The following is a 12,092-nucleotide window of genomic DNA, read 5'->3' as shown; positions in this document are numbered from 1 at the left end:
CCGCGAAGAAAAATAATCGCCGCACCCTACCAGAACTGTAGGTTCTAAAGCGGAGGCTCGGCTACGCTGATCGATACAAACTGACCTATCACGATGCCATTACGAAGCTGTTGGATGCGGCAGGGGAGTAGCACCCCTGCTGCGAGTGGCCTCCAGATTGGAAAGCTCCTGCAGCATAGCCTCGAACTCGGATCGATTAGGGCTGCCGTCATCTGCGATCTCTTGAACCTCGTATCTTCTTGCCAACTCGTCGCCGTCCGTCTCGATCGCGCGAGCGAGGCTATACATTGACTGGGCGAGATCCTCGATCGTGCGAAAGCATCACACTCATCTGTCCGGGAATGAATTCGATATTTGCGGGCAGGGAATCGACCTGTAGTGGTTCAACATCACGGCGAACGAGGGTGCGGAACTCTTCTTGCATGAGACTCCCCCGCCCTGGGCACGGATGAGATCCAGGAGCAGCCGTCGATCGGGATTATTCTTTGTAAATCGAAGGATCGGCTGATTGTTGAGTATGCGTTGAAGGACGCGACACTGCCGATCGGCGTCTCTTCTTATAGTGTGACCCCAGATGTTCCGAGTCGGCTGCAAGGCCAACTGCCGAGCGCGGACCAGATCGCGTCGCTACTGGCCGGCATTGATTGATATCTGTGTAAACCTTTCGCTATGAACAGTTTATAAAACTCGCACAGACTGTGCGAGTTTTGCCGAACCTCTCATTCCCCTGCCGACAAGCCGCTCTAGGGATGCCATTCACTCGAATCGAAGTTCAGAGTGGAGAAGGCCTTGTTTTGATTCCACGCAGGCTGCTGCTGTACTGTAAGCGTCCGCCTCTCGCCGTGTAGACAGAAGGCGCGATCAGGCCGACGATGGCTTTGTGAGCGAGACGATTCAAGTCGCCGCAAGTGCCCTACGAAACGGGTTCACCGTACCGCTAGGAGAAGCGCCGCATTGTCGAGGCGACACTTGTGGGGTTCACCTCAAGAAAGGGGCTGCCATGTACGCTAAGGCCGGGCTAGCTTCTGTAAGTCATTCATAATCAGAAGGATAAAATCGATAATTACGTTGTTGTTTGCCGGATCAGCATCGCCACGAGCGCATAAGAGCGGTGGAGATCTTGAGCAGATTAAATTCTTGCTCGGGCACTCGTCGATACAGACCACGGAGCGGTACCTGGGATCGGAGCAGGAGATCGCAATCGCGGCGAACGACAATTTGGGATTATGAAATGGCCGGCGACGCGCAGGAAGCTATCTAGCTAGACCGGGCTCTAGTTGCGATAAAGTTGCGATAAGCTTTATCGCAACATCGAGGTGTTGACCTTCACCCATTGAAGTTATTTAAGGATGGCAAGACACGTCGCCCCTAAACCTGGTCGATGTCTGCGAGCATACGGGGCCTGCTCTTCATGGAAGCAATGAAGCCTCCATTCTTCCCTCTTTACCGCAGGCTCCGGGAACATCTTGAGCAGGATCCAATCGGCCAAGTTGCCTTCGTCCGTGCAGGGTCCTCCATCGCCGATGTCCCGCTGAATCATCCGATCTACAACCTGGATGTGGGTGGCGGCAGCCTCCTCGTCATTGGCCCCTATGAAGCCTTCCTCGCACTCGACTGGCTGGGCCCTGTAGAACGAGTCCAGACCTTCGGCCAAATAGGCCCAACGGGCATCGACACCTTTGCCACACTGCAAACCAAGCACCTCAACGGGATGGCTCAGCTTTTATTGCGGTCTTGGGCTCCACGGTGAGGGCGACGCTTTGCTCGCCGGGCCCTTAGGAAATGTCGCAATCCCGAGCAAGTGGTGGAATCCTGTCCATGCGACCATCCGGTACGTCGATGGACGCACCGTGGAACTTGACGAGCCCTTTGAATCCACTGGCTTCAACTATGAAGTTGGTCACTTCTGCGATCTACTACGCAGCAGCCGCACAGAGAGCCCAATCATCACGCACTACATGTCGCGCCAGATGATGAGCATCCTCGATCATGCCCGAGTTGCGATCGGCCTCGTGTACCCCCAGGAACTCTAGGAGAGTCTCTCTTCAATGATCAACTCTATTTATAGGCACGGCCTGAAGTATCTTGGAATGAATTGCAGAAGTACATCTCGCCAACAGTATCCTTCAAGACGAAGGAAGGGTCAGGGACGGCGAACATATCGTAGGAGCAGACTACCTATTTTTAAAATAGGTATGAACAAATCCCTGGCACAATTCTTGTCTTAATTCAGGTCAGAAATCCGCCAACAACAGTAAGTCCCGCCAAATGAGTGCATTGGCGAGCTGTTATCACCAATTGAGACCAGTGAGAATTAGGCGCTGCTGCGATCGGGGAGCACGCAGAGACAAATCAAAAACGCATGCTTCCTGACTCCCGTGGAGTTGACTCGGCGGATTCTCCTTTAAGCAACGATGTCGTTGCCGGAGCCCAGAGGATCATGAGGTGCAACTCATCGCTGCCGAGAATCCACCGCATAGTCAAATATCAGTCAATCCGGCGAGAAACACGCTCCGCATTACTTCGCCGCGTGCAGTCGCGTAAGTGCCATGTTAAGCACGACTAATCTCCGGATTGCGTTCACGCAGGAGATTTGGCCTCTGACTTGCCCTGTTCATGGCAGGAGCCTTCGGCTGATTCGGGCCAAACGTTCTGAAACAGAGACCAAGTTCGGCACCGCAGTACTAACGCTTGAGAATGCTTTCCGCAAGAGGCCATACCATAGTCGCTCACGGCCCGATGATGCTTACCGCCCTGTCGCTTAGCCCACTGGGACCCACGATGAGTTTTTACAACATGGACGCCGACCAGGGTCTCGGCAGTGATCAGAGTTCTGGTTTTGAGTCAAAGGAGAAAACATCGTGAGTAAGCCGATATTGGTGACGACAACTCGCTTTCTGGATCCAGTCGAAGCTCGGATAGACCAACAGTACGAAGCACGTCGTAACCATAAGGACACGCCCTTTAACCATGACGAGCTTTTGGCGGTTGCGGAAGGTTCGGATGCGATGTTGATAACCCCATCTGACAGGTTGGACTCCGATTTTTTCAAACATGTCTCCTCTTCCGTAAAAGTCATCGCGACCCACTCTGTTGGTTATGAACATATCGATCTCCATGCAGCATCTGAAAGGAAGATTGCGATTGCCAACACTCAAGGTGCGAACAGTAACGCAACAGCAGATATAACGTTGCTCCTTTTGTTGGCTGCTTCGAGGCGTGCCTATGAAGCCCAGGAGCTCCTGCGGTCAGGGGGATGGAAGCCGTGGAGCTTTTCCCACCTGATCGGCTGGGAGCTTACTGGAAAGGTCCTCGGCATTGTGGGAATGGGACATGTCGGTCAGGCCGTTGCATTTCGTGCGCGAAGTTTCGGAATGAAGATCCACTACTTTGACCAGGCCCCTCTATCTGAAGATGTAGTTGGCGACGCGGTGTACCACGAAAAACCGGAAGATCTGCTTCGAATAAGTCAGTTTCTTAGCCTCAACGCACCCGAGACGGCAGACACCCGGCATTTCATCAATGCAAAGACGATCGAACTCTTGCCGCCCGGCGTGATCATTGTCAACACCGCTCGCGGTGGCCTTGTTGTAGACGAAGACCTCATCGCGGCCCTTAAGAGTGGGCGAGTCGCAGCGGCGGGGCTTGATGTCTTCGAAGGTGAGCCGAACCTTCACCCCGGTTATGTAGGGCTCAAGAATACCTTCCTTTTGCCGCATATTGGTGGCGCCACCGTCGAGGCCGTGACAGCCATGGGCATGCAGGCATTGGACAACATCGACGCTGTGCTCGCCGGCAGAACTGCTCCCTCCCTGGTCAATATCTAATCCCATCCTCTTGAATACGGGATCATGAGGCAGCATGATCCACCAGCAGCAATTCGAGTCTCTGCCACTGCCAAATTTTCGAGATCTATCCACGGCATCATCCTCTCAGCCATGATTGCAGGCGTACAAACAAAAAATGATTTGGAGCGATGGAGGACATATTATCTCAGCAATTCTGCGATCGAGCACAATCCGATAAGCAAACAAGAAGCCTAAGGTAACTGCAATGCGCTAGTATTTTTAGCGACTGAAAACCTCGTTCCAGAGAGAGCCGAAGACTATTCATGATTTTTTTTAAGACTTCCCTTTTTGCTTCCCTGAAGCTTGTCGCTGGCGGTGTGTTTTTTATGGCGATGGCACATGCACAGACTCAACAGGCAGGCCAGGCAATTACGGGCTGGGCGATGCAGGACGTCGCGAAGGTGACGGCTCCGGCCGCGGAGGTTTCGTCGGCGGCCTTCAAGAGCAGCGGGTGGTACAAGGCGACGGTTCCCGGGACGGTGCTGACGACGCTGGTGGACAACAAGGTGTATCCCGAGCCCCTGTATGGGGAGAACATGCGGGCGATTCCGGAGAGCCTGAACAAGACGAGCTACTGGTACAGGACGACGTTTGCGGTTCCGGCGGCGTACAAGGGGCGGCATACGTGGCTGCACTTTGCGGGGGTGAACTACTCGGCGACGGTGTGGGTGAACGGGCAACGCGTGGGCGAGATGCGCGGGGCGTTTGTTCGCGGGGATTTTGATGTTACCGCGCTTGTGAAGCCGGGAAAGCCTGCCGTGCTGGCGGTGCTGGTTGCGCCGCAACCGCATCCGGGCGAGCCGCATGAGCATACGGTGGTGAATGGCGTGGGAAAGAACGGCGGAGAGACGGCGATCGACGGGCCGACGTTTCTTTCGACGATTGGGTGGGACTGGCTGCCGGCGGTGCGGGATCGCGATACAGGCATATGGCTGCCGGTGACGATGTCTTCGACGGGGCCGGTGACCGTGACGGATCCGTTTGTGCAGAGTGAGCTGGCGCGGACCAACGATGCCGCCGACCTGACAGTGGCGGCGACAGTTCGGAACCTGACGGAGAAGCCGGTGAAGGGCGTCCTAGTGGGGACGATTGCGGGGCAGGGCGCGCCGATTAATTTTCAGAAAGAGATGACGCTTGAGCCGAACAGCAGCCAGGATGTGACGTTCGGGAAGGAGACTGCCGGGCTGCACGTGGAGAATCCGAAGCTGTGGTGGCCCAACGGTTATGGTCCACAGAATCTGTACAGGGTGACGTTGCGGTTCGATGTGGGGAAGAAGGCGTCGGAAATGGCGGATGCGAACTTTGGAATACGCAAGATCGAGTACCAGGTGGCCGACTCGGAGAATCTGACGCTGTCGGTTAATGGCGTGAAGGTAATGGCGCGCGGAGGCAACTGGGGTCTGGATGAGGGGATGAAGCGTATCCCGAAGGAGCGCATGGACGCGCAGTTTCGCATGCATGCGCTGGCGAACCTGAACATCATTCGCAACTGGGTGGGACAGAGCACGAGCCCGGATTTTTATGACGCCGCGGACAAGTACGGGATTCTGTTGTGGGACGAATTCTTTCAGCCGAATCCGGCAGACGGGCCGGATGTGACGAACATCCCGACGTACATCGCGAACGTGACGGACAAGGTGAAGCGGTACAGGAATCATCCGGCGATCGCGGTTTGGTGCGCGCGGAACGAAGGGTATCCGCCGAAGGAGCTGGATGACATGCTGAAGGGGTTGATGGGGAAGCTGGACCCTTCGCGGCTGTATCAGTCGAACTCGGCTGATGGGCGCGGGGTGTCGTCGCATGGGCCTTACTTCTGGAGATCGCCGCGGTACTACTACGCGTTCAGCGAGAGCTTCAAGACGGAGGTTGGCTCGATGTCGGTGCCGACGATTGAGTCGATCCAGGGGATGATGCCGGAGAAGGACTGGGAGACGATCAACGACGACTGGGCGCAGCATGACATGGCCAAGGGAGCACAGCGGGGCGATGAGTATCCGTTTACGCTAGCGAAGCGGTATGGCGTGGTGCGGAATCTTGCGGACTTTGTGAGGAAGGCGCAGCTGGCGAACTATGAGGCGTATCGCGGGATGTATGAAGGACGCAATGCGCAGATGTTCAAGGCGACGACGGGAATCATTACGTGGATGAGCCATCCGGCGCAGCCGAGCTTTGTATGGCAGCTGTATCACTACGACCTGGAGGCGAATGCATCGCTGTATGCAGCGAAGAAGGCTGCGGAGACGGTGCATGTGCAGTTGAACGAGGCGACCGGTGCGATCGAGGTGGTGAACAACACGCCTGACGCGTTGAAGGGGCTGAAGGTGCGGATGGCGGTCTACGGGATCGACAGCACGGTGGCATCGCTCAAGACGTACGACGTTGGAGAGGTGGCGGGAAGCACGACCGTGAAGGCGGCTCAGCTGGAGGTTCCGGCGAATATTTCGGCGGTGCACTTCGTGAAGCTGGACTTGAACGCAGCCGATGACAAGCTGGTCTCGACGAACTTCTACTGGAGGAACGTGGCGCAGGATGACTTTACCGGGCTGTCGAAGTTGCCGGAGGCTGCGCTGGATGTGACGGCGGTCTCGCAGGCGGCAGGAGAGAAGACGGCGCTGACGGTGACGGTGCATAACGGGACCGAGGCGATTGCGCTGATGACGCATCTGCAGCTGCACAAGAAGGGCGCAGGCGGGCGGGTTCTGCCGGTGTTCTACTCGGATAACTATCTGTCGCTGGTTCCGGGCGAGACGCGGACGGTAACGATAGAGGCGGCGACGAAGGATCTGGCTGGCGACGCTCCACTGTTGCTGGTGGATGGGTTCAACGTGAAGGTGAAGCCGGTGGAGGAGGGCGTGACGGTACGGGCTAACGAGAATGCCGATCCGATGCACTGGCCGGCCTCGCAGATTGTGGCGATGAAGGCTGACTGAGACGCGGCTGTTGTAGGCTGTGCATTCGAGGCGGGCGATGGGCTTTTCTCACAGTATGGGCGGCTGCAACTATCGCTTCGACGATCTGAAGACGCTGCTGGCGAAGGCTACGCCGATGCGTTCGGGCGATGGGCTGGCGGGAGTGGCCGCTGAGTCGGAGATGGAGCGTGCGGCGGCTCGGTATGCGCTTGCGGACCTGCCGCTGAAGCACTTTCTGAGCGAGGCGGTGGTTCCGTACGAGCCGGACGATGTGACGCGGCTGATCTTCGACACGCACGATGCGACGGCGTTTGCGGCGGTGTCGCACCTGCTGCCCAGCGTCTTCCCGACACAACGCCAGATAGGGCGCCACAAAAGCCCACTCCTCATCGCTCACATCGCTCGAATAACCAACCTGACCCTTATTCCCCATCCAAACTATGCTGCGCGATGACAACAACACAATCACCGCCTTCCTACAGATGGGAATTAAAGTTATTAACAGCCTCTAGACGACCGACAAAACCTGGTTCTCTCTGGTGTTGCTATGATCTTGACCAATTGATGGCGGCTTTAGCGCTCGCGTCCCGCAGCACATTGGGAAACAGTCCCATCTCTGACTCAAATCCAGGATGAGATTAGGCCGTGACGCGAAATGTGATGTTGACCGACTATGCCGGGTTCGGTTCAAGGAACGTTCAGAGTCCATTCGGATTGTGACTCAGGGAGGATAAAGGTAAAGCTATACTGAACGTCGCACCGCCGTCTGGGTTATTCTCAGCCCATATGCGGCCACCATGGGCTTCGACGATTGAGCGTGACACGGCCAGTCCGATTCCCATCCCGCTTTCCTTCGTAGTCACAAACGCGTCGAAAATGTTTTCCCCATCACTGACTCCCGGACCATGGTCGATCACTTGTACCAGCATCTCGCTCTGGTCTGTTACGGTTGCCCGAACCTTAACCAGGGGAGGGATTGCAATATCTTCCATCGCTTCGGTCGCATTTGAAATCAGGTTGATGAACACCTCCTGAATTTGTATCGGGTCCACAGAGACTGTGGGGAGACGCTCATCGAGATACGTGTCAATTGGGATTTCACGCTTGGTTGGATCCTCCCGGATGAGTCGAACAGCCTCTCCCACTATCTCGCGAATATTTGCTTCCTTCTTCTCGAAAGCCTCGCGTTTGAAGAGTGCTCGAATGCGCTGCATAGTCTCATCCGCCCCGCGAGCATCTCTTAATATTCGATCAATCGATGCGTTTGTTTCGATCAGATTCGGCGGATTGTGTGTGAGCCAGTGTTTACCGGCTTGAGCATTTGCAAGCACTGACATCAGTGGCTGGTTGAGTTCATGAGCGATCGAAGCCGACAGTTCAGCCACAGTTGCAATTTTCGAAGCTTTGCCGAGCTTGGTGCGTGTCTCGCGAAGGTGGTCCTCAGCCTGCTTCTGCTCATCGATGTCCACTGCAATGCAGTACCAGTTGATGATGGTTTCGCCTTCATCTCGGAACGGCTCTGCCCGAACCAGATGCCAGTGGTATTTGCCGTCGTTGGTTAGCATTCGATACGCATCTTCGTACGGAATACCCGATTGAACGGATCGGCGCCAGCGCTCTTGCACAGCTGCGACCTGTTCGGGATCGACTTGGGAGAAGAGATCAAGGCTTTCAGAGGTCTCCCCAGACTTTCCGATCGCTTCAATCATCGTGCGATTCCATAAGTCAATCTCACCTCGAGGGGTTGCTCGCCAGATCATTGCTGGCATTGCGTTGATGACGTTGCGAAGCTCTTGTTCACTCCGCCGGAGGTTCTCATAGAGCTGCTGAAGCTTGATAGTTGTTTGGTTGAACACTCGCGAGAGATGAGCGAGTTCGTCTCGGCCTTGCACAGAGACCTGCTGACCAAATTCGCCCTTTGCGAGAGCGGAGGTTCCGTCGACCAGGGATCTCAGAGGGCGAGTGATGCTCTGCGTGATACTGAATCCCAAGAGAGCCGCAACAATGATTGTCAGGCCACCTACGCCGGGCAAGGTGAATAGCGTTCGAATCTGCGCACTCTCAATCTGGCGAGCGGCTTCTGAACGTTTCTTTTGTAGATCACTGCTAGCGGTAGCCACTAGTTCAGCACTCAGGCTCTCAAAGGGTTCGAGCGGTTGTTCCATCCGCTGACGCAGTGCCTCCCAATTTCCTACGGATGCGAGGGCAGCAAGCGAATCAACTTGCGAAGGCAGTAAACCTTGAATCGCCTCCAGTGTCTGTAAGACGGTGGGATCGAGAATGTTATTCGGTTCGATTCCTCGGAACACTGTTTCGGTCTGTCTCCGGCTATCGCTCAGCTGGTTGCGCAAGGCAGGCGCTTCCTGCTGCAAGCGTGCAAGATCCCGAGCCTTAACTAATTGTTCCGATTCGCTGTGGAACGAGAGAAGAAACGCGTGGGCGCGCTGTACCTCCATGAACTGCTCGTCCATTTCCTTGAGACGGTTCGCTTGAGTGCGCATCACCCGCGACTGCCAGAGCAGGATGCCTGTGGCCACCGACATCAACACGATGATCAGGACAAAACCGAGCGTCAGCCGGGTATTGATGCCAACACGCGAAACGAGCGTGATCATCCGTGCTGGCTTGCCCGATGGTAATGTGCCTTGCCCTGCTATTGCTTCGTGCATTGCTTATCTCATGATAATGTCCGCCTCTACAACTTATCTCAATGACAAAAGGACGGAACCCACAGCGATTGACCTGCGCTATTTCAGGGCGGATATCCGGGTTTCGGTTGGTTCAGGGGGGCCTTTGACGAAACCGGTGATGTGCTCGAGTTCCGCCTCCAGCTCAGCAGCAGCAACGCGAGCGCTCTTCTTCCGCGTCAATACGGCATGCACTGCCTGGGCATAAGCATGCGAAACGTCATCATAGTTCCTCCCTACCACCATGGAAGGACGACTCACAATCCTTTCTCCTACAGGTTGGCCAGCTGATATTGATCGCGAGTATGCTTTCAGAACGGTTGGCAGACGGTAGAGTGCAGTTCCAGTGGGCAACTCAGCACCTGTGCTAGCAGCCTCGAGCTCCGACTCCTTGTGCAACAGGAATTTCACCAGCGCGATGGCTTCTCGTTGGTGCTTCGACCTTTTCGATATTCCTATGCCAAACCCGCCGAGGGTTCCCACGGCTAGACTTCCCGACGGGACGCTTGTCACACCCATTTCCCCATCAATCATTGACTTTGCAGGGTTGGTGAGAAAATAGTCAGACGTCCAGCCACGCCGGAATGCTGCCTTGCCTGAGTTTCCGAAATGATTGATGGAGTCCCATTCCTCGTACGCAGTAACACTTGGAGGCGATATCCAACCGATCCAGTGCGCAGCACGTTGCCATGCCCGTATAGCATTCTCATTGTTCACACTAATCGTTCGGTTAGCTTCGATAATCTTTCCGCCACCTTCCGACGCTTGCCATTCCAAAGCCAAACAAGTCAGACACTCGTCTGCTGCCCCTGGCCACACAAACCCCCAAAAATCCTTCTCACCAGCGGCCCGCTCTCCTTCCTGAATCCGGAAAGCCATCCTCTCTAGTTCGGACCAGGTCTGAGGTGGGGTGTGGTACCCATACTTCGCTAACAGGTCCGTGCGGTACAAAAGCACACCAACATAAGGGCGATAAGAAATAGCAACAAGTCTGTTGTTCACCGTATAGCTTTTAACTAAGTCAGGATCGGCAGCGGAAAGTTCTGAACTGAAGAAAGGCCTCAAATCAAGGAGTGCGTCATCCAGAAGTCCGGACCAAATGACGTCGATGCCCAATACATCTGGCGTATCCTTTTCCGCAAGCAGCTCCTGGGTGAGCTTCAGCTGTCCCTCTGAGGTTTCGGGAGCGGGCAGGTGTTTTACCTTAATCCCTGTTTCTTTCTCGAATTGCCGTAGAACTCCTTCAGAGAGGAAACGTCGTTGCGACCGGTCGTGCGACCACTCCGGATCCATATAGGTAATCGTGACGGGCTCCGGCTTGGCGCGATTGCAGCCCGGCAACCATTCAAGAAGCGTCGAACATAGCCCTGCGATCACTTCTCGGCGCGTTGGGAGCATGTACACCCTGTGTAGAAGGCTTAGTAGTCGATAGCGGTTCGATGCATGGGGCGATGTCGAGGTCTTCCTATGTCGCGATCAGTCTTCGCAGCTCGCATATGCCCTGTGTTCGGACAGCTCCGAGCCGTGATACTAGCAATTGCGGAGAGCTGAATATATTACATATTCCTTGTACCCAAGACGAAGGCCCGGCACCTGGCCGAGCCTTTGTCCTTTGCACCGAAGCCGCGGACGGTACCGAACTAATTCTTACCATTCGCGCTGCTTTGACCGACTGTGATGGGTCCTCTTTTGGCTTTTTACGTCGTCGATAACAGCCGCCTCGCGCCATCGACGCAGATCGTAATCGGGCATTCCTTCTTGTTCTGCCCGTTTGCCGTAACGGTTCAATTGACCGTGAGCGTAACGAAGGCAGCCAAGGGCTTCCACGCCCGAAACGTTGCTGAAGCTTAGATTGCCGCGTTGGCGACGGCCTCGGTGTAGTGCTCTTCAATCCACAGATCGGATTCATGATAGAGCAGCCATCGAGAGAACATGCGTTGCATCCCACACCGCGGCATTGATGACTTTGGTATGGAAGGGGACACGCGGGTATAAAACGTCACGCCCGGGATCATGATGAACTTCACCCCCTCGAGCGGAGCCGAACTGCAGGCCGAATACTTTGTCCCCCTCAACCGCGCCTACCCCGCCATCCTCGCCGTCGAACAGCTCCGCGACCGCATCACGCCGCACCTCTTCGTTACCGAACTCCGCACCATCGCAGGACGATCTCTGGCTCAGTCCCTGCTACCAGCGCCCATCCCTCGCCATTCACTTCACCTGGAAGCCCGAGTGGCCAGACGTCAGCAAGCTCCTCCCGCTCATCGAAAAAAGCTCGCGCCCTTCGACGCTCCCCCACTGGGCAAAACTCTTCACCACTCCACCCTCGCGCCTTCGTGAGCCTTGGACGCGATGGGCTGCCAAAAGGCGATCGCCAGCAAGACCCTCGAACGGGGCGCCGATTATCTGGTCACGCTCAAGGCCAATCAGGGCAAGATCTTTGCCGCGGTGCGAGATCATTGCTTCGAAACCTGTTTTGCACTTGGCTCATCCAACCGGCCGGCCTCGGACGAGTTCGATGACAAACATGGACGCCTGGTCCGCCGCAGAGTCTTCGCCTGTCCGCAGACCGCTCTGCTCGAGCCTTTGCGCGACTGGCCCGGTTTGCGGACCGTCGTCGCAGTGGAAAGCATCCGCAGCATCAACGG

Annotated in this window: 8 protein-coding genes and 4 pseudogenes; 8 read left to right on the top strand and 4 right to left on the bottom strand. The window is 55.8% G+C overall.

The window, feature by feature from the left end; genetic code table 11:
- The first annotated feature begins 438 nt into the window (after nucleotides 1-438).
- The 6 genes and pseudogenes from Q363_RS46915 to eutB all read left to right on the top strand — a co-directional run.
- Nucleotides 439-648: a PDDEXK nuclease domain-containing protein gene (locus Q363_RS46915; protein WP_084080809.1), complete on the top strand. Its 210-nt coding sequence runs from the start codon at nucleotides 439-441 to the stop codon at nucleotides 646-648.
- A gap of 763 nt (nucleotides 649-1,411) precedes the next feature.
- Nucleotides 1,412-1,750 carry a Gfo/Idh/MocA family protein gene (locus Q363_RS43180; RefSeq protein WP_211256372.1) on the top strand — a complete coding sequence of 113 codons (339 nt, stop codon included), beginning with the start codon at nucleotides 1,412-1,414 and terminating at the stop codon, nucleotides 1,748-1,750.
- Between the two features lie 10 nt (nucleotides 1,751-1,760).
- A complete protein-coding gene (locus Q363_RS36930; protein WP_211256371.1) occupies nucleotides 1,761-2,033 on the top strand; it encodes a hypothetical protein in 273 nt (90 codons plus the stop codon).
- 828 nt (nucleotides 2,034-2,861) lie between these two features.
- On the top strand, nucleotides 2,862-3,827 hold the full coding sequence (locus Q363_RS26905; protein ID WP_157467639.1) for a 2-hydroxyacid dehydrogenase: 966 nt from the start codon (nucleotides 2,862-2,864) through the stop codon (nucleotides 3,825-3,827).
- Nucleotides 3,828-4,174: 347 nt separating this feature from the next.
- Entirely contained in the window at nucleotides 4,175-6,778 is a 2,604-nt protein-coding gene (locus Q363_RS26900; protein WP_245632497.1) for a glycoside hydrolase family 2 protein, read from the top strand.
- A 37-nt stretch (nucleotides 6,779-6,815) separates the two neighbouring features.
- Nucleotides 6,816-7,028 (top strand): annotated as a pseudogene (eutB, locus tag Q363_RS45965) (ethanolamine ammonia-lyase subunit EutB); the annotation flags it as partial.
- A gap of 57 nt (nucleotides 7,029-7,085) precedes the next feature.
- Here the strand turns inward: eutB and Q363_RS46910 are convergent.
- The 4 genes and pseudogenes from Q363_RS46910 to Q363_RS46905 form a co-directional block, all read right to left on the bottom strand.
- A pseudogene (locus tag Q363_RS46910) lies at nucleotides 7,086-7,190 on the bottom strand (transposase); the annotation flags it as partial.
- A gap of 265 nt (nucleotides 7,191-7,455) precedes the next feature.
- Nucleotides 7,456-9,426 carry a sensor histidine kinase gene (locus tag Q363_RS26890; RefSeq protein ID WP_084080807.1) on the bottom strand — a complete coding sequence of 657 codons (1,971 nt, stop codon included), beginning with the start codon at nucleotides 9,424-9,426 and terminating at the stop codon, nucleotides 7,456-7,458.
- 78 nt (nucleotides 9,427-9,504) lie between these two features.
- Nucleotides 9,505-10,821, bottom strand: a complete 1,317-nt coding sequence (locus Q363_RS26885; RefSeq protein ID WP_211256370.1) for an extracellular solute-binding protein — start codon at nucleotides 10,819-10,821, stop codon at nucleotides 9,505-9,507.
- 494 nt (nucleotides 10,822-11,315) lie between these two features.
- A pseudogene (locus tag Q363_RS46905) lies at nucleotides 11,316-11,424 on the bottom strand (Tn3 family transposase); the annotation flags it as partial.
- A gap of 33 nt (nucleotides 11,425-11,457) precedes the next feature.
- On the opposite strand from Q363_RS46905, the gene Q363_RS26880 reads away from it, so the two are divergent.
- Complete coding sequence (locus tag Q363_RS26880) at nucleotides 11,458-11,784, top strand: hypothetical protein (protein ID WP_035356901.1); 327 nt, start codon at nucleotides 11,458-11,460, stop codon at nucleotides 11,782-11,784.
- Nucleotides 11,785-11,796: 12 nt separating this feature from the next.
- A pseudogene (locus Q363_RS26875) lies at nucleotides 11,797-12,092 on the top strand (ISAs1 family transposase); the annotation flags it as partial.

The organism is Edaphobacter aggregans DSM 19364, from assembly GCF_000745965.1.
In the GTDB taxonomy this organism is placed as follows: domain Bacteria; phylum Acidobacteriota; class Terriglobia; order Terriglobales; family Acidobacteriaceae; genus Edaphobacter; species Edaphobacter aggregans.
This window is presented reverse-complemented; position numbering and strand designations above follow the sequence as displayed.